The organism is Arthrobacter sp. YD2 (assembly GCF_030410475.1).
Classification (GTDB): domain Bacteria; phylum Actinomycetota; class Actinomycetes; order Actinomycetales; family Micrococcaceae; genus Arthrobacter_B; species Arthrobacter_B zhangbolii.
In genome coordinates this window covers 789,763-811,370 of the sequence record NZ_JAUHHB010000002.1, presented here as the reverse complement: position 1 = coordinate 811,370, position 21,608 = coordinate 789,763, and the positions used below count along the sequence as shown (strand labels likewise).

The following is a 21,608-nucleotide window of genomic DNA, read 5'->3' as shown; positions in this document are numbered from 1 at the left end:
CCGGTGCTCAGGCGCCCAGCAGCCTGCGCAGCATCTCTGCCTCGGTCTCGGAGACGGAGCCGACAAACCGTGCCAGCACGGCCTCGCGGTCATTCGCGGTTCCCAGTGCCTCATGCATCAGTTCCGCCGTATGTTCGGCACGTGTTGTCACTGCCCGGTAGCGGTGCGGGCGGGTGTCCCGTTCACGCTCAACGAGCCCTTTCTTCTCCAGCCGCGAAAGCACGGTCAGCACTGTGGTGACTGCCAGGCCCTTGCTGTCCGTTTCTTCGCGCCGGGCAAGCAGCTCGCGAAGTTCATTGGCGGATGCTGCCTCGGCTGATTCCCAAAGCAGGTCCATCATTGCCCGTTCCAGTTCACCGAGCGTAGCCATGTCTGTCCTTCTTTTTTTCGAGACCCCTGTGGACCCCGGCATTCCGGGTCCAGACTTACTAATGTACCGTGTTTGCGCCGTTGGTTCTACATCACGTAGAAATCTTGTCAGAGTTGTTCTACGCTTTGTAGAAGTCAGTCTTCTACGTCCTGTAGAAGTCATAGCTCTATTGAAGGACGAGATAGCGTGGAAGCACTGGATATTGCCCGGTGGCAGTTCGGCATCACCACCGTTTACCACTTCCTCATGGTGCCGCTCACTATTGGCCTGGGCCTGGTCGTGGCAGCGTTGCAGACCGCCTGGGTGCGTACGGGTAAAGAGGAATACCTCAGGATGACGAAGTTCTGGGGCAAGCTCTTCCTCATCAACTTCATCCTCGGCCTGGCTACCGGGCTCGTGCAGGAATTCCAGTTCGGTATGGCCTGGAGCGAGTACAGCCGGTTCGTCGGCGACGTGTTCGGTGCCCCCCTGGCACTGGAATCCCTGCTGGCCTTCTTCACTGAGTCGGTGTTCCTGGGGCTGTGGATCTTCGGCTGGAAACGGCTGCCGAAGAAGGTTCACCTGGCCACCATCTGGATCACCACCCTGGCCTCGATGCTCTCGGCCTACTTCATCCTGGCCGCGAACTCCTGGATGCAGCACCCCGTGGGCGTGGAGATGGTGGACGGCCGTCCGGTCATGAATGACATCTGGGCTGTCCTGACGAACAACACCCTGCTGGTTGCCTTCCCCCACACCATCTTCGGCGCGTTCGCCGTCGCGGGCGGGTTCCTGCTCGGCATCGCCTGGTACCACCTCTGGAAGCGGCGCCGCGACGGCATCGACACCGTGGATGACCGCGGCTACGTGGTGGTGGGGGAGCGCCCCGAAACCGGCCGTGACAAGACCGACCACGCTGTCTGGCTGCGTTCCCTGCGCATTGGTGCCGCCGTCGCCGTAGTGGCCTTCGCCGGCGTCGCCGTCAGCGGTGACCTGCAGGGCAAGCTGATGTTTGAACAGCAGCCGATGAAGATGGCTGCCGCTGAAGCCGCCTGCCATGACGGCACCGGATTCTCCGTCCTGTCCATCGGCGACCCCGGCGCCGTGAACTGCGAAGACGTGGACACGCTGATCGAAATCCCGGGCATGCTTTCCTTCCTTGCCAACGGAGATTTCGACACCGAAATCCGCGGCGTGAACACCCTTCTGGAGGAGTACGCGGACGCCTACGGCACCCATCTGCCGGACGATGAAATGTACGGCACCAACGCCGGCGCCGAAATCGACTACACCCCGAACTTTGCTGTGACCTACTGGGGCTTCCGCATCATGATCGGGTTCGGCGGAATCGCAGCTGTCGCCGCCGCCTTCGCCCTCTGGGTGGTCCGCAAGGGCACCGTGCCCGAATCCAAGTGGCTCATGCGGCTGGCCGTCTTCGGCATCCTGGCACCTTTCGGCGCCAACTCCGCCGGCTGGATCTTCACCGAAATGGGCCGCCAGCCGTTTGTGGTGGCACCGAACCCCACCGGAGTGGACGGCGTCTTTATGTTCACCGCAGCTGCGGTCTCACCGGGCGTAAACATCGGCGAGCTGCTCTTCTCCGTCAGCGCCTTCACCCTGGTGTACCTGGCACTGCTGATCGTGGAGGTGCGCCTGCTCTTCAAGTTCGTGCGCGGCGGCGTTCCCGCAGCCATGCCGGGCCTGCTGCACGGTGACGACGACGAGGGCAGCAGCGGCGGCCTGGACTCGGCCGGCGGCGATCCCGACGGCGGCCCCGGAAAGAAGAAGGACGATGTCCTCGACTTCGCCTATTGACACCCGCCTCACCCGGACCTTCCCGGCAGCGGCCTGCGGGCCGCTGCCGGATAACACCCCGACCCTGCCGGCTGCCGGCATTTCTGGAGCTCTGAAGTAATGTCGCTACCGTTGTTCTGGTTCATAGTGATCGCCTTTCTGTGGATCGGATACCTCTTCCTCGAGGGATTCGACCTGGGCGTGGGCATGCTCATGAAATTGATGGCCCGCAATGAGAAAGAGCGCCGGGTCCTGCTCAACACCATCGGACCCGTGTGGGACGGCAACGAGGTATGGCTGATCACCGTTGGCGCCATGACCTTTGCCGCCTTCCCCATGTGGTATGCCTCCCTGTTTTCGGCGCTGTACATTCCGCTGGTCCTGGTGCTGATGGGACTGATCTTCCGCGCGGTATCCATCGAGTACCGCGGCAAGCATGACAGCGACTCCTGGCGGAACCGCTGGGACTGGGGCCTGGCACTGGGCTCCCTCGTTGCCGCCTTTGGTGTTGGCGCGGCCCTGGGCCTGACCACTACCGGCCTGCCGCTGAATGAAAACGGTGACCGCGTAGGCGGGGCCTTCGCCTGGCTGACGCCGTATGCCGTCCTCGGCGGCGTCGCCGTGGTGGCGTTCTGCCTCGTACATGCCTGCGCCTTCCTGATGCTGAAGACCGACGGCGAGATCCGCGACCGCGCCCGCAGGGCAGTGCTTCGCTGGCTGCCCCTGGGCATCCTCCCGCTGGCCGCCTGGGCCATCATTGTCCAGTTCATGAATGCCAAGGTGGCAACCCTGCCGCTCCTCGTCGTTGCCGTGGTGGGTGCGCTCCTGGCCTGGATCTTTGCCCGCCGGGGCAAGGACGGGGCAACCTTCGTCAGCCTGGCCCTCTTCCTGGTGGCCGGCGCGGTTACCATCTTCGCGTCCATGTACCCGGTGGTGCTGCCCTCCACCCTGGACGCCGCATGGAACCTGACGGTGGAGAACGCCTCGGCATCCCCGTACGCCCTGAAGGTCATGAGCTGGGTGGCCCTGTTCGGCCTGCCGGTTGTAGTGCTCTACCAGGGCTGGACCTACTGGGTCTTCCGGAAGCGCGTCACCGCCGAGTCCATCCCCGCCCCCCACTCGTTTAACGCCCAGTGAAGCCGGTTCTACCGGTCAGCGCCACCAGCAAACGGGCGCTGTATCTCCTCGGACTGCTCGCCGCGCTCAAAGCGGCGGGGCTGGTACTGCTGGCAGACGCCGTCGCCGGAGGAATTGCCGGCCTGGCCGCAGATGGATCCGATTGGAACCGCATGCTGGTCCTGGGCGCCGCCGGTGCCGTCCTGCGCTCCCTCGCAGTCTGGGGCCAGGACACCGTGGCCCAGCGCGCGGCAGCCGGAGTCAAGGACGAACTGCGCGGACAGCTGTCCGCCCGGGTCCTGGCCGACGGCGGTTCCGTACCGGGAATGGGCAGCGGGGCACTGAGCGTGCTGCTCACCCGGGGGCTCGACGGGCTGGACAACTACTACTCCAAGTACCTGCCCGCCCTGGTGACCTGCGCCGTCGTGCCCCTGCTGGTGGGCATCCGCATCCTGTCCGCGGACTGGGTCAGCGCCCTCATCATTGTGCTCACCGTCCCCCTCATCCCGGTGTTCATGATCCTCATCGGCCTGCACACGGAGGATAAGACTGCCACCGCAGTGGACGCCCTGAACCGGCTCTCCGACAACATGCTGGAACTGGCCAAGGGCCTGCCCGTGCTGGTGGGACTGGGCCGGGCCAAGGCCCAGACCCGCGCCCTGCGCGACGTCGCCGACCGTTACCGCACCACCACGCTGGCAACCCTGCGGGTGGCCTTTATGTCCTCCCTGGCACTGGAACTCATTGCCACCATTTCGGTGGCGCTCGTGGCCGTGTTCATCGGCGTCCGGCTTGTGCACGGAGGCATGCCGCTGGAAGTGGGCCTGCTGGCCCTGATCCTGGCTCCCGAGTGCTACCAGCCGCTGCGCGATCTGGGTACCGCGCACCATTCCAGCGAAGACGGACTGGAAGCGCTGAACCGTACCAACGCCGTGCTGAAGGCACCGGCTGCCCGGCCGCTGATCGGCGGAGCGGAGACGGCCCCGGGCCCGTTCGAAGTCCGCGACCTGTCCATCAGCTATGCCGGCCGGCCGCACCCGGCCGTGGACTCTCTCAGCTTTACCGTGCCCGCAGGCAGCATTGCAGCGCTTACCGGTCCGAGCGGATCCGGCAAAACCTCGGTGCTGGAAGTACTGGCGGGCCTGCGCCGGGACGGTGGGGACACCCGCATTACCGGCACGGTGCACGGCGTGGACCGGCCATCGCTGGCCTGGATCCCGCAGCATCCGGTACTGGTGGAAGACACCGTCGCCGAGGAGATAGCGCTGTATGCCGGTGTGCCGGGGACCGCGTCGGATCCCGACTGGACCGGCCGGGCCGCAGCGCTCTCCGCCCTGGAACTGATTGGCGCCGCACATCTGGTCGATGCCGCCACTGCGGACCTGAGTCCGGGCGAACAGCGGCGCGTGGCGGTGGCCCGCGCCCTCGCCAGGATCCACGGCTGCCCCGGTGTGCACGTGCTGCTCGCGGACGAGCCGACGGCGCACCTGGATGCCGGCAGTGCAGCCGCTGTCCGTACCGCCCTGGCGGGGCTGCGCGGACAGGCGACAGTGCTGCTGGTGGCTCACGACGCCGAAACCGCCGCCATTGCGCAGACGGTCATCCCGGTCTCTCCGGCTGCCGGCGGTCCGGCCGCCCGGCGGCCTGCCCCCGGATACGCAGACCCCGGATACGCAGACCCCGCACTGTCTGCTGTCCCCTCAGGCCAGGCCGCGCCCCAGGCTCCGGCCCCCGTAGGCCGGCTGCGCTCCGCAGCAGACTCCGCAGCAGACTCCGCAGCAGACTCCGCTGCCGAGGGCGCGCCTGTTCACCAGCCGCTGTGGAAGAACCTGCTGGTGTTGCGTCCCTGGAGCCGGCAGTTCCTGCTGGCCCTGGTGCTGGGTACCGGGGCAACCCTATTCGCCGTGACCCTCACTGCCCTGTCCGGGTGGCTGATTGTCCGGGCCAGCGAGCAGCCGCCCATCCTGTACCTGTTGACCGCCATTGTGGGCGTCCGCTTCTTTGGGATCGGCCGGGCTCTGCTCCGTTATCTCGAGCGGCTGAGCCTGCATGACGCGGTTTTCCGGGCCACCAATGAATTGCGCGTCCGGCTCTGGAACGGGCTGCTTCAGCGCCCGGAGGGCTGGCGCCGTGTTGCCCGCGGGTCAGGTGCCCTCGAACGGCTGGTGGGTGATGTTGATGAGCTGCGCGATATTGCGCCGCGGGTGGTTTTTGCCCCGCTGACCGGTTTCCTGACCGCCCTTGCTGCATGCCTGGCAACCTGGCTGCTGGTTCCCGAGGGGCTGGCTGTTCAGGCGGCCCTGTGCCTGGTGGGCCTGGTAGTGGCACCGCTGCTCGCGCTGCTGGCTGACCGGGCGGCGCGGGCCGCTACGGTGAACCTGCAGGCCCGGTCCATGTCCGCGATGGCCCGGCTGCTTGCGGCGGCACGGGACCTGGAAGCCAACTCCAGCACCGCCCCGGTCCTTGCCCGGCAGCAACGGCTGGAAGCCGCGGCTGGCCAGGCGGTCCGCCGGAGCGCCTGGGCGCAGGGCCTGGCCAACGCACTGACCGCCCTGGCCTGCTCCCTCAGCGCGCTGTACATGATTGGCGCCGCCCGGGAGCACCCCGCGACCGTTGCCGCCGTCGTCGTGCTGATGCAGCTGGCGCTGATCGAGCCGTTTATTGCCGTCAACGGTTCCATCCAGCAGTTCGCCGCCTGGCGCACGCTGGGCGACAAGGTCCTGCCGGATCTGGGCACCGACGAGGTCGACGACGGCGTCCCGGCGGATGTGTTGGCCGCGGAGCCCGGCACGGTGACGAGGCTCCAGCTGAAGGACATCCGCTACCGCTACCCGGATGCAGCCGCAGATGTCCTGTCCGGTGTCAGCCTCTCAGTGTCCGCCGGGGAGTGGGTAGCAGTGACCGGACCCTCCGGCAGCGGCAAATCCACCCTGTTGGGTGTGCTGCTGGGGTTCCTGACACCGCGAAGCGGGTCCTACCTGATCAATGGGACGCCGGCGCAGTCGATGCCGCCCGCGGCCCGGCGAATGGCCTGGTGCCCGCAGGAGGCTCATCTGTTCGACTCGACCCTGCGCGGGAATCTGCTCCTTGCCCGGGACCGGACGCTGGCTCCGTCGGAGGCGGAAATGATCGGGGCTCTCCAGGCGGTGGGTCTGGGGCCGCTGTTCGAGACCCTGCCGGACGGGCTGGATACCCCCATCGGGGCCGGCGGGCATTTCCTCTCCGGAGGCCAGCGCCAGCGGCTCGCCGTGGCACGGGCGCTCCTTGCCTCCGCCGACGTCGTGCTGCTGGACGAGCCCACCGCGCACCTTGACGCCGAGGCCGGGGAACAGCTGATGGCTGATCTGAAGTCCGGGCTGCGGGGCAAGGCGGTGGTGGTGGTCACGCACAACCGCGCGGACGCTGCCTGGTGCGAACGGGAGGTCACGCTGGATGCGGAGCCGGTGCATCTGTCCTAGGGTGGATGGATGCAGACTCCCACCCCGCCCGTGTTCCCCGGCCCGGAGACAGGTCTCCGCTGGCGCTCCATCGACGTCGAGGATGTGGACGCCTGGTATGCGTTGATCCGCAGAATGGCCGACGCTGACAAGCCCGGCTGGGTGGAGGACCGCAGGGACCTGGAGCAGGCCTTGGAAACCACATCCGGGGATCCGGCCCGGGATACGCTCATCGGCCTGGACAGGGACGGGACGGCGCGCGCCTACGGTCGGATCGCGCTCAACCCCGGCTCCGAGATCGGGTCCGGTTTCGGGGGAGTGGATCCGCAGTGGCGTCGCCGGGGCATCGGCGCGGCCATTGTCCGCTGGCAGGAATCCCGCCTGCGGGAGCGCCTGCTGACCGAGCACCGGAAGCACGGCGTGCTGCGGACCTATGCCGAGGAAGCCAACGCATCACAGGTGGCGCTCCTGGAGTCCTCCGGTGCACAGGTGGTCCGGTACTTCACCGAGATGAGCCGTCCGCTGGACGCCGGGCTTCCCGACGCCGAGCTCCCCGAAGGCATGGAGTTCGCTACCTTCAGCGAGGAAAACTCCGATGCCATCCGGCGCGCCCACAACGAGGCGTTCCGGGATCATTGGGGCAGCGAACCGCGCAACAAGGAGCGTTGGGGATTCACCGTCAGCCACCCCGAGTTCCGTCCGCAGTGGAGCTTCGCGGTGCTGGACACCGGATCCGGCGAAGTGGCGGCGTACCAGCTGGCCAGTTTTGACCCCGAAAGCAAGGAAATCCACGGGTACACCGAGGGGTACACCATGCTCCTGGGCGTGCGGCGGGACTGGCGCGGACGGAAACTGGCGCCGGCGATGCTGCGCGAGGCCATGCGGCGCTTCCGGGAGGACGGAATGGAGCACGCCGGGTTGGGTGTGGATACCGAGAATCCCTCCGGGGCGCTGGGGCTATACGAAAGCCTGGGATATCAGCCGACGCACCGCGAAGTGGTGTTCGACAAAACCGTCCTCTAGCGGGCGTCAGGCTTCGGGTGCGCTTCCGGCAGCCTCATCCGGTGCCAGAATCCAAATGGCCTCCGCCGCGGGCAGGCCCAGATCCAGTGTCCGCCCAGCGGCTTCCACAGTTAGCGTTCCCGCATAGGGCTGGCGGCTCAGCACCGAGAGTTCGGCGTCCAGGTGCAGTCCGAGTCCGGCGATGTACCGGAGCAGTTCAGGTTCGTTATCCGACACGCGGGCCACGGTGCCCTGGGTTCCCGGCTCGCAGCGGCTCAGCCGCAGTGCATCAAGGACCGGGAACCTGCCGTCCCGGGCAGGGATGGGATCCCCGTGCGGATCCCGAACAGGGTTGCCCAGGCGGTCGGCCAGGGCATCCACCATCTTGTCCGAGACCGCATGCTCAAGGTGCTCGGCTTCGTCGTGCACCTCATCCCAGCCGTAGCCGAGATAATCCACCAGAAACGTTTCGATGAGGCGGTGCCGGCGCACCATGGCGACGGCCGCCTTTTCGCCGGCGTCCGTGAGGGCAATGGAGCCGTAGCGGGCATGCGTCAGCAGTCCCTTTTTGGTCAGCTTCTTGACCGCCTCGGAGACCGACGACGGCGAAAACCCCATGTGCAGGGACAGCGCGGACACCGTCAGCGGCTCATCCGTCCATTCCTGCGCGGTCCAGATGACCTTCAGGTAGTCCTGGGTTGCTGTTGAAAGTTCGCCGTGTGCCACGCCCACCACCTTACGGGACCGCCCCGACAAGTGGTTCGGGGATACCCCCTGGGGGTACTTGAATTGATACCCCTTGGGGGTATATGTTGGGGAACAGGCCAGCGAAAAGGAGATCATTATGGGCGACACCTCAAGCATCCTCGCCGAAGCTGCCGTGACCGGGCCCGCCGCCGCAGGATCCGTGGAAGCAGGACCCGTGGGCAGCGCCCACGGCTACACCTCGGACAAAGATGCCTACCTGCGCCGGCTGCGCCGGATCGAAGGCCAGGTCCGCGGCATCGCCCGCATGGTTGAGGAGGATAAGTACTGCATCGACATCCTCACCCAGGTGGCTGCCATCAATAAGGCCCTGCATGCGGTCAGCCTCGGGCTGGTCCAGGACCACATGTCACACTGCGTTGTCGGCGCCGCACGGGAATCCGAGCGGACCGGCAACCCGGAAATCGTCCAGGCAAAGGTCCAGGAAGCAGCCGACGCCATCGGCCGGCTCCTGCGCTGACGCCGGCGCCCAAGAGTCCACCAGCGATCGAATCCACGGAAAGAAGCAAAAACATGGAAACCACCACACTGAACATTTCCGGCATGACCTGCGGCCACTGCGTGGCGTCCGTCACCGAGGAACTGAAAGCCATCAGCGGCGTCGATGACGTGCAGGTTGACCTGAATGCCGGCGGCGTCTCCACAGCCACCGTCACCTCGGAGCGTGCCATTGCACCGGCCGAGTTCGGCGAAGCAGTTGCCGAAGCGGGCTACACCGTGGTTGACGCGGGAGTCTGAGCGCCCGTCGCCGGATAAGGACGCGGGCGGCCTGCGCACCTGCCGTTGCAGGAGCGCTTATTTTCCAGGAAGGGACGGATCATGGACACTCAGCATTTGCTGAACTCCAACACCAGGGCAGTGGAACTGGATATCCAGGGCATGACGTGCGCGTCCTGCGTGGCACGGGTGGAACGCAAGCTGGGGAAGATCGAGGGTGTTGAAGCGTCGGTCAACCTGCCGCTGGAGAGCGCGCGGGTGACGGTCCCGGAAACCGTAACCGACCAGCAGATCCTCGACGCGGTCAACGCAGCCGGGTATACCGCCCGGCTCAAGGCGCTTCCGGTGCGGCCCGGCGGTGCGTCGGCCGCCCATCAGCACGCGCACACCACAGCCGGGCAAGGCGGCAGCGAAGCAGCCCCGGATGTTCACGATGCCGCGGGCAATACCGCTGACAACAGCGGAGACCACGCGGACCACATGGCCCACGGCGGAACGGCCGCCTCGCTGCGCCCCCGGCTCATTCTGGCCGCCGTACTCAGTGTTCCCGTACTGCTGATTTCCATGGTGCCCGCGCTCGGGTTCCCGCACTGGGGCTGGGTGGCTGCTTTGCTGGCCCTGCCCGTGGTGACCTGGTCCGCCTGGCCCTTCCACCGGGCCGCAGCGATCAACGCCCGGCACCTTGCCTCCACAATGGACACACTCGTCTCCATTGGCGTGGCAGCGTCGTTCCTGTTTTCGGTAGGGGAGCTGATCGCGAATCCCGGCCTGACCGCGGATCCCGGCATGGGCTCCGAACCGCACCTGTACTTTGAGGTGGCCGCCGTTGTGGTCACCTTCCTCCTGCTGGGACGCTACCTGGAGGCCAACGCCAAGACCAAGGCCTCGGATGCGCTGAAAGCCCTCTTGAACCTGGGTGCCAGGGATGCGGCCGTGCTGCGCAACGGCGAGGAAATCCGCGTACCGGCGGATCAGCTCGCCGTCGGTGACGTGATTGTGGTCCGCCCGGGGGAGAAGATTCCCACGGACGGCGTGGTGGTGGAAGGCCGTTCGGCCGTCGACGCCTCTCTGATTACCGGGGAATCGGTGCCCGTGGAAGTGGACGTGGACAGCCAGGTGACCGGGGCGACCATCAACACCTCGGGCCGGCTCCTGGTCCGGGCCACCCGCGTGGGCAGCGAGACGACGCTGGCGCAGATGGGCCGGCTTGTCAGCGAAGCCCAGTCCGGCAAGGCACCGATTGCCCGCCTCGCGGACCGGATCAGTGCGGTGTTTGTGCCGGTGGTCCTGGGCATTGCCGTCCTGACCTTTGTGCTGTGGCTGGTGTTCACCGGTGATCTGCAGGCAGCCTTTACAGCTGCCGTGGCCGTTCTGGTGATTGCCTGCCCGTGCGCCCTGGGCCTGGCCACACCCGTGGGGCTGCTGACCGGAACCGGGCGGGGTGCCCAGCTGGGCATCCTGATCAAGGGCCCGCAGGTCCTGGAAGATACCCGCACCGTGGACACCATCGTCCTGGATAAAACCGGCACCGTCACCACCGGTGCCCTGTCCGTGGCCCGGCTGAGCCTTTTGGACACCGCCCCGGAGGGGCTGACCGACGCCGGACTCCTGCGCCTGGCGGGCTCCGTGGAAGCCGCCGGCGAACACCCGATTGCCCGAGCCATCGCCGCAGCGGCATCCTCCGGTCCGGGGACGACGCCGGTCACCGACTTCGACTCAGCACCCGGAGGGGGAGTGCGGGGCAGCGTGGACGGCCGCCGGATTGTGGCGGGCCGGCCCGCCTGGCTGGATGAAAACGGCATTGACCTCGACGATGCCGCCTATGCGGCGCTGCGCGGGGAACAGGAGGCCGGGTCCACCGCCGTACTGGTCGCAGTGGACGGCAGGGCAGCCGGGATCATCAGCCTGCAGGACACCGTCAAGGACGGCTCGGCTGCCGCCATTGCCCGGTTCCGCAGCCTGGGCCTGCGTCCGGTGCTGCTCACCGGCGACAATGCCGTAGTGGCCGCCCATGTGGCGGAACAGGTGGGCATTCCCGCCGAAGATGTCCTGGCCGACGTCCGGCCGCAGGGCAAAGTGGACGCTGTGCGGCGCTTCCAGGAACAGGGCCGGACCGTGGCCATGGCCGGAGACGGCGTCAACGACGCCGCGGCCCTGGCCCAGGCCGACCTCGGGATCGCCATGGGCTCGGGTACCGACGTAGCCATGGAAGCGGCGGACCTGACCGTGATGGGCAGCGACCTGGGCCAGGTGGCGACGGCCATTGAGCTCTCCCGCCGCACGCTGCGGACCATCAGGACCAACCTGTTCTGGGCCTTCTTCTACAACGCGGTGGGCATCCCGGTAGCTGCCTTCGGGCTGCTGAACCCCATGATTGCCGGCGCGGCCATGGCGGCAAGTTCGGTACTGGTGGTTGCCAACTCGCTTCGGCTGCGCAGCTTCGGCAAATAAGACGGACGCAGTACAGCCGGGCACAAAGAACGGCAGGCAGGCTCACTGAGCCTGCCTGCCGTTTCGCTTTCCGGGCTTAGCCTTCAGCCCCGCCCTGGCTGGGCCCCACCGCGTCCACGGCATTGGCCAGCGGAACACCGGAACCGTCCCGGCGCCCGTGTTCGGTGGGAAGCGCACGGGCCACGCCGTTGGCGGCGGCCGCCTTGGCCGGTCCGTGCCCGGCCCACGCCACGGCGAGGCTGTCTTCGCCCTTCAGGAAGCGGTGCGCCCGGACCCCGGCGGTAGCCCTGCCCTTGGCGGGGTACTCCGCAAACGGGGTAACCTTCACCGATCCGCCGGGTGTTCCCGGCAGGGTTTCAGCTGCGGTGGAAACGGTAACGACGACGGCGTCTGGATCCTCGCCGGCCACCACGCCGAAGAACACCACGGCATCATCGGCGGCAAGCTTGATGCCGGCCACGCCGCCGGCCGTCCGGCCCTGCGGGCGGACCGCCGAAGCCGGGAAATGCAGCAGCTGGGCCGAACGGGTCACGAAGACCAGCTCGTCATTTTCGTTGGCGGCAACCGCCGCTCCCACCACTTCGTCCTTGGGCTTGAGCGTAATGGCCTCCCAGTCATCACGGTTGAGCGGATAATCGGGATTAACCCGCTTCACCACGCCGTTACGGGTTCCCAATGCCACCACCTCGTTCAGCGGTACCAGGCCGATCAGGCTTTCGCCCTTGCCCAGGGTCATGAATTCCTTCACCGGCACGCCGCCGGCCAGGTTGGGCAGGCCGGCCGTGGACGGCAGTGCGGGCAGGTCCAGTACCTGGATCCGGACCATTCGGCCCGAGGAGGTGAGCGCACCGATCTCGCCGCGGGCGGTGGTCTTCACCACGGAGCGGAAGACATCGTGGCGCACACGCTGGCCGCCCTCCACCAGCGGCTCCTGGTCCGAGGTGCGGGCCACCTGGCCGGAGGTGGTCAGGATGGCCCAGCACGGGTCATCCGGAATCTCCAGCGGCAGCACCGCCTTGGCGCCCTTGCCCGTGGTGCCGGCAGCAGCGGCAACCGCAGCGCCCTTCAGCGGGGACGCGGCTTCGGATTCCAGCAGCACGGTACGCCGCGGGGTGGCGTACTTGGCGGCAACCTCGCCCAGCTCATCGGAAACCAGGGCGCGCAGGCGCTCTTCGGAGTTCAGGATGGCCTCGAGCTCCTCGATGGCCCTGCGCAGTTCCTCCTGTTCCTTCTCCAGCTCGATCCGGGAGTATTTGGTCAGCTGGCGCAGGCGGAGTTCCAGGATGTGGTTGGCCTGGACCTCGGTCAGGTCATAGATGGCCATCAGCCGTTCGCGTGCCTGCGCGGTTTCATCCGAGGACCTGATGATCTGGATAACCTCGTCAATATCCACGATCGCGATGAGCAGGCCCTCGACCAGGTGCAGGCGGTCCTTTTTGCGGCCCAGCCGGTAGGCGGTGCGCCGCCGGACCACGCCGATCCGGTGGGCAATGTAGACCTGCAGGAGTTCCACCAGGCCCAGGGTCCGGGGCTGGCCGTCCACCAGGGTCACATTGTTGATGCCGAAGGAATCCTCCATGGGTGTGAACTTGTACAGCTGGGCCAGCACGGCGTTGGGGTTGAACCCGTTCTTCAGCTCGATCACCAGGCGGAGTCCGTGGGCACGGTCCGTGAGGTCCACAATGTCGGAGATGCCCTGCAGCTTCTTGGACGTGACCGCATCCTTGATCTTTTCGATCACCTTCTCCGGGCCCACCATGTAGGGCAGCTCGGTGACCACCAGGCCGGTGCGCCGGGCGGTCAGCTGTTCAACTTCCACCTTGGCCCGTGTCTTGAACGACCCGCGGCCGGTGGCGTAGGCATCCCGGATGCCGTCCAGGCCGACAATCCGTCCGCCGGAAGGAAGGTCGGGCCCGGGGATAAAGCGCATGACCTCATCGAGCCCGGCGTCCGGGTTGGCAATGAGGTGCTGGGTGGCGGCAATGACCTCGCCCAGGTTGTGCGGGGCCATGTTCGTGGCCATGCCCACGGCAATACCCGTGGCGCCGTTGACGAGCAGGTTCGGGAACGCTGCCGGAAGGACTTCGGGCTGCTGGAGCTGGTTGTCATAGTTGGGCACGAAGTCCACTACGTCTTCGTCCAGGTGATCCGTCAGCGTCAGGGCCGGAGCCGCCAGCCGGGCTTCGGTGTACCGCGCGGCGGCCGGGCCGTCGTCGAGCGAGCCGAAGTTGCCGTGCCCGTCGATGAGGGGGAGCCGCAGCGCCCAGTCCTGCGCCATGCGCACCATGGCGTCATAAATGGCGGTGTCGCCGTGCGGGTGGAGCTTGCCCATGACCTCGCCCACCACGCGCGCGGACTTCACATGGCCACGGTCCGGGCGCAGGCCCATGTCCGACATCATGTACAGGATGCGCCGCTGGACGGGCTTGAGGCCGTCACGTGCATCGGGCAGCGCACGCGAATAGATCACCGAATAGGCGTACTCGAGGAAGGAACCTTCCATCTCGGTGGTGACATCAATATCAATGATGTTCTCGGCGATCTTTTCGCCGGGTACGGACTTGGAGACGGGTTGGCGCCGGGCCATGCTGTTGTCGAATCCTTGCAGTGGTAGGGGGTGGATGTTTTCCATGCGGCCGCAAAACCATGCGGTGCGGGATAAATGCGGTGGGGGAGAATGCCCACTACTCTGAGTCTATGGTGGAGCAGGGACATTACCCCGAATATTGGGAAGCGGACGTCGTGTTGCGTGACGGAGGAACCGGCCATCTGCGGCCGGTGTCCCCGGCTGATGCAGATGCCCTCCAGGCGTTCCACATGCGGCAGTCGCAAAGCTCCATCTACCTCCGGTTCTTCACTTACAAGGCTAAGCTCAGCAGCAAGGAGCTGGAGCGCTTCACCAATGTGGACTACCGCAACCGGGTGGCGTTTGTGATCACCATCGGCGACGAGATCATCGGCATTGGCCGCTATGACCGCCTGGATGATCCCACCGAGGCCGAGGTGGCGTTTAACATAGCGGACGAGCACCAGGGCCGCGGGCTCGGCTCCATCCTGCTCGAACACCTCGCCGCCGCGGCCCGGGAAAACGGCATCCGGCGGTTCTCGGCCGAGGTCCTGCCGGAGAACCGAAAGATGATCGGTGTGTTCGCCGACGCCGGGTATGAAGTCAGCAGGCACTTTGACGATGGCGTGATTGCCCTGGACTTCAACATTGACCCCACCGAGAAATCGCTGGCAGTGATGGAGGCCCGCGAACACCGGGCCGAGGCCCGCAGCGTTGCTGACCTGCTCTCACCGTCCTCCATAGCGGTCATCGGGGCCAGCCGGGAATGGGGCTCGGTGGGCCAGCAGCTGCTGGAACACATTATTGAGGGCGGCTTCAAGGGATCCGTCTATGCCATCAATCCCGAGGCGTTCGAGCTCGCCGGGATGATTTCCTACAGCCGGATTGCCGAAGTCCCCGAAACCGTGCAGCTCGCCGTCATCGCAGTGCCGTACGAGCAGGTCCTGGAAGTGGCCGATGAATGCGCAGCGGCCGGCGTCAAGGCGTTGCTGGTGGTCACCGCCGGTTTCGGCCCGAAGGGGCCCGAGGGCCTGGCCCGGCAGCGCGCCCTGGTGCGCCGGGCACGCGCCCACGGCATGCGCGTGGTGGGTCCGGCCTCCCTGGGACTGATCAACACCCGGCCGGAGGTTTCGCTGAATGCCTCCATGGCGCCGGCCCTGCCCCGGCGCGGCGGCCTGGGGCTTTTCAGCCAGTCGGCGGCCATCGGCGTCCTCCTCTACGCCACCGCCCAGCGCCGTGCGCTGGGGCTCTCCTCCACCATCTCCGCCGGCAACCGTGCCGACGTATCCGGCAACGACGCCATGCAGTACTGGGAGGACGACGCCGATACCCGCGTGGTGGCGATGTACCTGGAATCGGTGGGCAACCCGCGTAAGTTCTCACGCCTGGCCCGGCGGCTGGCGCGCACCAAACCCGTCATTGTGGCCAAATCGGATGTCACCGGGCAGCAGCTGCCGCCGGGCCACGCCGTGCGGACCACGCAGGCACCTCCGGGGGCACTTGATGCGATGCTGCGCCAGTCCGGCGTTATCCGGGTCAGTACCAACGAGCAGCTGATCGATGTGGCCCAGATAGCGGTCAGCCAGCCGCTTCCGCGCGGACGCCGGATAGCGGTTTTCAGCAACTCCGTCGCCCTGGGCCGGGTGCTGGCCGATGCCTGCACCGGCATGGACCTGGACATTGCCCGGCTGGAAACGGAACTGGCGCTGGACACCGGCATGAGCGTTGCGCTGCCGCAGCTGCGCCGGACCGTCACCGAGGTGCTCTCCGCCGATGACGTCGACGCCGGCGTCGTCGCCGTCCTGCCTGCCCCCGGGCTGGGCACCGAGGCGATCGCCGCGGCGCTGGCCGAGTGCGTACAGGCAACCGGCAAGCCGCTTGTTGCCGCGTTCACGGGGATCGTGGATCCCCGCGCACATGTGGAAGGACTCCTGGCCGCCGATACCGCCGGGCCGGGGGAGGGCCTTCCCTGCTTCAGCAGCCCGGGGGCAGCGGTCAGTGCCCTGGCCTCGGTGGTCCGCTACACCGAGTGGGCAGCCCGTGACCACGGTACTTTCGTGGAACCGGAGGGCGTGGACACCGAAGGAGCAGCCGCGTATATCGACTCGCTGATGGATCAGGTGGAAGGGGACCGGCTGACCCGCCTGGATCAGGCCCAGACAGCCCGGCTGCTGGAGTTCTACGGCATTTCCGTACTGCCTGCCAAAAGTTTCACTACCGAGGATGAGGCCGTGCAGGCGGCGGAAGAACTCGGCTGGCCGGTGGTGGTCAAGACCCGCGAAGGACACCTGCGGCACCGCCTGGACCTGGGGGGAGTGCGGCTGAACATCTTCACTCCGGAAGCACTGCGGACCAACATCGTGCAGATGCGGGAGGCCCTGGCGCGGTACGGCACTTTCGAAATGGAAGTGCAGTCCATGGCAGCCAGCGGCCAGGGCTGCCTGATCCGCGCCATTGAGGATCCCCTGCTGGGACCGGTACTCTCCTTCGGGCTGGCTGGAGACGCCACCTCCCTCCTGGATGACTGGGCCCACGCCGTACCGCCGCTGACGGACCGCGATATTTCCGATCTCGTGCGGACACCGCGGGCCTCGGTGAAACTTTTTGGCTATCAGGGCCTGCCGGTGGCCGACACTGCCGCGCTCGAGGACCTGATTGCCCGGATAGCGGCGCTGAAGGACGAGCACGCGCAGATCGGGCTTATCGAAATCAACCCGGTGCTGGTATCGGCCGAAGGGGTCACCGTGCTCAGCGCCGACATCCGTCTGGGCCACCCGCAGCGGCGTGCCGACAGTGCACGGCGGGCGATGCGGGACTGATCTTCCCGCCGCCCGCGCGCCATTTAGGCACTGGAGGCCGATCTGGGGGAAACTGGAGACATGTCGCCGTTACTTTCCGCTGAACGCCGCAGCCTTGATGCCTCCATGGAACGTGCGGGCTTCTACCCGACGCTCCTGGCCGAGGTCGTCCACGACGCCCTCGACGGCCGGGAACCGCTGTCCCACCTCATCCACCTCGAAACGCACTTTGAGCGCACCGAGGTGCACCGGCACATCACCGTGCTGGTCCTGACCGAGGACATGCTGGTTATCACCCACGTGGATGATCAGCAGCTGGATGAGGCCGGCGAGCAGATGATGGCCCAGGTATCCACCGAATCGGTTCCGGTCACCCAGATCCGCTCCGTGGTGCTGGGTTACATGTATGCCCAGCCGCAGAACTACAAGCCTTCCGATCCGGTCCGCGAAATGACCCTGGCCATCGCCTGGTCCGGCGGGCAGCGGCTGGACATGGGTCCGGCAGGCTGTGCCGACCCGCAGTGCGAGGCGGACCACGGTTACACGGGCACCATTGCCCAGGAGGACATTGTGCTGCGCGTGAGCTCCGAAGCCGACGGCGCGCAGGCAGTGCAGAACGCCAAGGCCTTCGCGCGCGCACTGCGCAAGGTCAACACGGACACCACCACCGCGCCCCGTCCCCTGGACACCGACACGCGGCGTGTTCCCGGCATTGGCGGACGCTTCAACCGCGCCCACCCGCAGCGGTAGCTCCGTGGGATCCGACTCCGCCGTTCCCTCGCCCCTGCCCGCGGCACCGGCTTACGGCAGCCGCTCCGTAAGCGATGTCCTCGCCAGCGCAGCTGCCGTCCTGGGTGTGCCCGGATACACCAACCGGCTGAACCTGCCGGCCGCCAAACGCGTTTGTGTTGTCATGGTGGACGGCCTCGGCCTGTCCCTGCTGAAGAAGCGCGGCGGACACGCCCCCTTCCTGCGGAGCTTCCTGCCCGGTGCCCGCAGCCTGGATGCCTCTTTCCCCACGACGACGGCGGCCTCGCTGGCCTCCCTGGGCACCGGACTGCCGCCCGGACGGCACGGACTCGTAGGCTACGACGTGCTGGATCCGGAGCAGGACAAGGTGGTGAACATGCTCGGCTCCTGGGACGCCGGCGTGGATCCGCTGCGCTGGCAGCCGTATCCCACCGTCCTGGAAGAGGCAGCCGGGCATGTTTCCGTTGCCACCGTCAGCCTGCCGCGCTTTGCCGATTCCGCCCTGACCCGCGCGGCGCTGCGGGGCGGCACGTTCATCCCGGCCTCCGGTGTCCATGCGAGGGTTTCCGCTGCGGTGGATGCCCTCGCCGGAGCGGACCGGATGCTGATGTACCTGTACTGGAACGAGCTGGATAAGGCCGGGCACCGCTACGGGTCCGCCTCCGCCGAGTGGGGCAACGAACTTGAAGAGCTGGACAGCGCACTCAAACGCCTCGTCGCCAGGGTGCCCGCCGGTACCCTGGTGCTGCTGACGGCGGACCACGGAATGGTGGATGTTCCCGCCGGCGCACGTTTCGACTTCAGTACGCAGCCTGAACTTATCGACGGCGTCCGGCACACTGCGGGCGAGCCGCGCATGGTGCACCTGTACCTGGAGCCCGACGCCGGCAGCGCCGCACTGGAGCGGCTGCGGTCCGCCTGGCAGAAAGCCTATGGCAACCGGGCCTGGATCTTCACCCGGAACGAGGCGGTGCAGGCCGGGTATTTCGGGCCGGACGTGGATCCGGCCGTACTGCCGCGCATCGGTGACCTCCTGGTAGCCGCCCGCGAACCCATCGCCCTCTACGACCTGCGGCGTGTGCCCGCCTCTGCCTTCGATGTGGTCGGCCAGCACGGCTCACTGACACGGGCTGAGTGCGAAGTGCCGCTCCTGGTCCTGGCCCGCCCGGAAACCCCCACCCGCTCACACGCCCGGCCCCGTGCGGCCAGCGGCGGAAAGTAGTCATGGCAGAACTGGTCTTTTTTTCGGGCACCATGGATTGCGGGAAATCAACCCTCGCGCTCCAGATGGACTACAACCACAGCGCCCGCGGACGCGGGGGAATCCTGTTCAGCCGCAATGACCGCGCCGGTGAATCCATGATCTCCAGCCGGCTCGGACTGCAGACTCCCGCCGTCGAAGTCCGTGACGACACGGATTTCTGGGCCGAGGTGCTCAACTGCCGCGCGGCGGGACACAACGTGGACTACCTGATCTGCGACGAAGCGCAGTTCTACAGTGCCGACCAGGTGGAACAGCTGGCCTGTGTGGTTGATGAAATGGGCATTGACGTGTTTGCCTTCGGCATCACCTCGGACTTCCGCACCCGGTTGTTTCCCGGGTCCCAGCGCCTGGTGGAGCTGGCCGACCGCATGGAGGTCCTCCAGGTTCGGGCCCTGTGCTGGTGCGGCCGGCGCGCCACCCATAATGCGCGAACGGTCGACGGCGTGATGGTTACGGAGGGGGACCAGGTGGTAGTGGGTGACGTTGAGGCCCGTGCCTCCGCCGCAGCTCCGGACGCGCGCCGGGACGGGCAGGCAGATGCCGGGCCCCTGTTTCACGATCAGCCGCTCTTTGACGCCGATGACCTGCTGGAGGCCGCTTCCTCGGGTACCGCCCCGGCGGTTGGCTACGAAACCCTGTGCCGCCGGCATTACATGCGGCGGGTCACCGCGCATCAGGCGGCCTTGCTGACAGACGAGGGTGAGCCCGCCTCGGCGGATATCTGCTCCGTGGAACCGGCTGCGGGACAGCGCCGGCGCCACTAAACCCCACCGACTGGCCGGCGGGACTACCTGGTCAACCAGCAACCGGTCCCAACTCACTACCGGCCCCAACCAGCAACGCAGAAGGGCTGCCCGCGGCAGGCAGCCCTTCTGCGTTCGTGTTTCCGGTGGCCGGAGGCGCCGGAGGACTAATCGCCCTTGGTGCCGAAGACTATCTCGTCCCAGGACGGTACAGAGGAACGCTTGGGCTTAATCACCCTGCGTTCGGAGCCGTCCTCCGGCTTGGCGTCCTTGGAGCTGTCCGACTCGTCCACGCGCTGGCCCCGGCCGCCGTTGGGCAGCCGGTCCCAGGGGAAGTCCCGTCCGGCATTCTTCCGTGCTGCAGCCACAGTGTCTGCCGCGTCCTCGGCCGGCTCGGAAACAGCTGGCGTGTTTTCCGCTGTGGGGTCTGCCTGGGATGCCGAAGCGTCCTGCGTGTCCGCCGGCCCGGAGTCAGGGGAGTCCCCGGTGCGGGCCGCACGGCGGCGGAACGGGCGGGCCAGGACACTGATTTCCCGGGTCTGGGTCACCCCGCCCGGCAGCGTGATGGGATCAATGGTGCCCTCGCCGTCGGCCGCAGCAGCAGTGGACGGGTCCTCCGCCGACGGTGCGCTGATGGACGGAGCCAGGGTAAGCCGGCCTGTACGCGGCCGCTTTCCTGCGTCGTCGTCCTCTTCGGCATCGGCACGCCCGTCCCGCGGGTGGGCAGCGGGAACACTGCCCTTGGCGAGCAGTGTGGCAAGGGCGTCATCCCCTTCTTCGTCGCTGCCCAGACGCTGCCCGCGGCGCGAACGGAGGACTTCGAGGATGCTGTCGGTGTCCGTGGACGGCTCCTCCGGCCCGCTCTCGGCTTCGAAGTCGAAGACACGGTCCGCGACGGCGGCCAGGCGGCGGGTGGGAACGGGGGAGTCCAGCGGCTCGAGTTCGCTAAGGACCTGGGCCCACCTGTTGGTATTGGTGACGCTCTTGCGCAGCGGACTGAAAATCCAGCGCGCGGGGGGCTCCTCACCCACGGCTACGCGGGACTTTTCGCTGAGGTCGAACCGGGCAACAACCTCCCAGGTGCCGTCCGGCCGCCGCCAGGCATCCCACTGCACGGAATCAGGGTCCACACCGAAGGAACGCAGGCGGTGCAGGACCATATCGCCGAGGTTGACCGGGTTCTCGCCAAAGGCGCTCCGGTAACCGTCGTGCGTGGCGGACATCGGGGCCGCAACTTCAACGGCCTGGGCCTGCCGGGCCACATACTCGCGTTCGGCGAGCACCGGACCTTCGTAGCGGCGGATATGCGCCAGGTCGTGGCCGGACAACTCAGCCACTTCCTCGGCGCTGGCGCCGGAGCGGATCCGGGCCTGGATGTCCCGGGGCGTCATGCTGGGGCCGGACCCGGTGGAGGCGTCCGCCTGTGGTGCGGACCGGTGCGTGGGGCGTGAAGCTGCCACACGCAGTGCTTCATCGATCCGCAGACGGAACGTTTCGCCACCCTTGCCGCTTAACAGCAGATGTTCGCCACCTTCATGGACACCCACCAGCCGTAGATCCTGCATCAAAAAATCCTCCACCCGATAGCAATTCCTTCTTGAAACAATGCCATCACCCGAGGCGAAAACCTAAGGTTTGGCCGGGTGTGGCGCGATTGGGAAGGGGCCGAAAGCCGGCCCCCGGCCCGCCCGGGAGACACCGGTTGGCTTTTTGTCCGCCGTTAGGCAAAAATCTCTGCTTTACGGGCACAAAACAGGTATCCGTGGCGTTGATATCTCCGAGTCGCTGACACGGGTCCGGACAGCCGGTCCTGCGCGGACTCAGGGAACGGCGAACACCACTCAACCGGACGGTGA

At 67.0% G+C, this 21,608-nt stretch carries 15 protein-coding genes; 11 read left to right on the top strand and 4 right to left on the bottom strand.

Annotated features, from left to right (window positions below; all coding sequences use genetic code 11):
* Positions 1 to 7: 7 nt before the first annotated feature.
* Complete coding sequence (locus QWJ37_RS10420; RefSeq protein ID WP_227902213.1) at positions 8 to 370, bottom strand: BlaI/MecI/CopY family transcriptional regulator; 363 nt, start codon at positions 368 to 370, stop codon at positions 8 to 10.
* 186 nt (positions 371 to 556) lie between these two features.
* On the opposite strand from QWJ37_RS10420, the gene QWJ37_RS10415 reads away from it, so the two are divergent.
* From QWJ37_RS10415 to QWJ37_RS10400, 4 genes are all read left to right on the top strand, one after another.
* Positions 557 to 2,164 (top strand): cytochrome ubiquinol oxidase subunit I, encoded by a 1,608-nt coding sequence (locus tag QWJ37_RS10415; protein ID WP_227902212.1) that lies wholly within the window; start codon positions 557 to 559, stop codon positions 2,162 to 2,164.
* 99 nt (positions 2,165 to 2,263) lie between these two features.
* Positions 2,264 to 3,280 carry a cytochrome d ubiquinol oxidase subunit II gene (gene cydB / locus QWJ37_RS10410; protein ID WP_227902211.1) on the top strand — a complete coding sequence of 339 codons (1,017 nt, stop codon included), beginning with the start codon at positions 2,264 to 2,266 and terminating at the stop codon, positions 3,278 to 3,280.
* Positions 3,277 to 6,717, top strand: a complete 3,441-nt coding sequence (gene cydD / locus QWJ37_RS10405; RefSeq protein ID WP_290245233.1) for a thiol reductant ABC exporter subunit CydD — start codon at positions 3,277 to 3,279, stop codon at positions 6,715 to 6,717. The genes cydB and cydD overlap by 4 nt, the downstream gene beginning before the upstream one ends.
* Positions 6,718 to 6,726: 9 nt before the next feature.
* On the top strand, positions 6,727 to 7,719 hold the full coding sequence (locus QWJ37_RS10400; protein WP_290245232.1) for a GNAT family N-acetyltransferase: 993 nt from the start codon (positions 6,727 to 6,729) through the stop codon (positions 7,717 to 7,719).
* 6 nt (positions 7,720 to 7,725) lie between these two features.
* Here the strand turns inward: QWJ37_RS10400 and QWJ37_RS10395 are convergent, their stop codons facing one another.
* The gene (locus QWJ37_RS10395) at positions 7,726 to 8,424 is read right to left on the bottom strand and encodes a metal-dependent transcriptional regulator (protein WP_290245231.1); all 699 of its coding nucleotides are present in this window, start codon (positions 8,422 to 8,424) and stop codon (positions 7,726 to 7,728) included.
* Between the two features lie 118 nt (positions 8,425 to 8,542).
* Here QWJ37_RS10395 and QWJ37_RS10390 point away from each other — a divergent pair, with 118 nt between their 5' ends.
* From QWJ37_RS10390 to QWJ37_RS10380, 3 genes are all read left to right on the top strand, one after another.
* A complete protein-coding gene (locus tag QWJ37_RS10390; protein WP_290245230.1) occupies positions 8,543 to 8,923 on the top strand; it encodes a metal-sensitive transcriptional regulator in 381 nt (126 codons plus the stop codon).
* Between the two features lie 53 nt (positions 8,924 to 8,976).
* Positions 8,977 to 9,201, top strand: coding sequence for a heavy-metal-associated domain-containing protein (locus QWJ37_RS10385; protein ID WP_227902207.1), 225 nt, complete (start codon positions 8,977 to 8,979; stop codon positions 9,199 to 9,201).
* A gap of 81 nt (positions 9,202 to 9,282) precedes the next feature.
* A complete protein-coding gene (locus tag QWJ37_RS10380) occupies positions 9,283 to 11,631 on the top strand; it encodes a heavy metal translocating P-type ATPase (protein ID WP_290245229.1) in 2,349 nt (782 codons plus the stop codon).
* A 76-nt stretch (positions 11,632 to 11,707) separates the two neighbouring features.
* Here QWJ37_RS10380 and QWJ37_RS10375 read toward each other — a convergent pair whose 3' ends face one another.
* Entirely contained in the window at positions 11,708 to 14,218 is a 2,511-nt protein-coding gene (locus tag QWJ37_RS10375; protein WP_227902205.1) for a DNA topoisomerase IV subunit A, read from the bottom strand.
* Between the two features lie 110 nt (positions 14,219 to 14,328).
* Between QWJ37_RS10375 and QWJ37_RS10370 the strand changes: the two genes are divergently transcribed.
* Genes QWJ37_RS10370 through QWJ37_RS10355 form a run of 4 tightly spaced genes read left to right on the top strand, consistent with a single transcriptional unit; the run spans position 14,329 to position 19,773 of the window.
* A complete protein-coding gene (locus QWJ37_RS10370) occupies positions 14,329 to 17,016 on the top strand; it encodes a GNAT family N-acetyltransferase (protein ID WP_227902204.1) in 2,688 nt (895 codons plus the stop codon).
* A gap of 60 nt (positions 17,017 to 17,076) precedes the next feature.
* Complete coding sequence (locus tag QWJ37_RS10365) at positions 17,077 to 17,745, top strand: DUF5998 family protein (RefSeq protein WP_290245228.1); 669 nt, start codon at positions 17,077 to 17,079, stop codon at positions 17,743 to 17,745.
* Between the two features lie 4 nt (positions 17,746 to 17,749).
* Positions 17,750 to 18,967 carry a nucleotide pyrophosphatase/phosphodiesterase family protein gene (locus tag QWJ37_RS10360; RefSeq protein ID WP_227928008.1) on the top strand — a complete coding sequence of 406 codons (1,218 nt, stop codon included), beginning with the start codon at positions 17,750 to 17,752 and terminating at the stop codon, positions 18,965 to 18,967.
* Positions 18,968 to 18,969: 2 nt separating this feature from the next.
* Complete coding sequence (locus QWJ37_RS10355; protein WP_290245227.1) at positions 18,970 to 19,773, top strand: thymidine kinase; 804 nt, start codon at positions 18,970 to 18,972, stop codon at positions 19,771 to 19,773.
* A gap of 146 nt (positions 19,774 to 19,919) precedes the next feature.
* Here the strand turns inward: QWJ37_RS10355 and sepH are convergent, their stop codons facing one another.
* Positions 19,920 to 21,317 carry a septation protein SepH gene (gene sepH, locus QWJ37_RS10350; protein WP_290245226.1) on the bottom strand — a complete coding sequence of 466 codons (1,398 nt, stop codon included), beginning with the start codon at positions 21,315 to 21,317 and terminating at the stop codon, positions 19,920 to 19,922.
* Between the last annotated feature and the right edge of the window lie 291 nt (positions 21,318 to 21,608).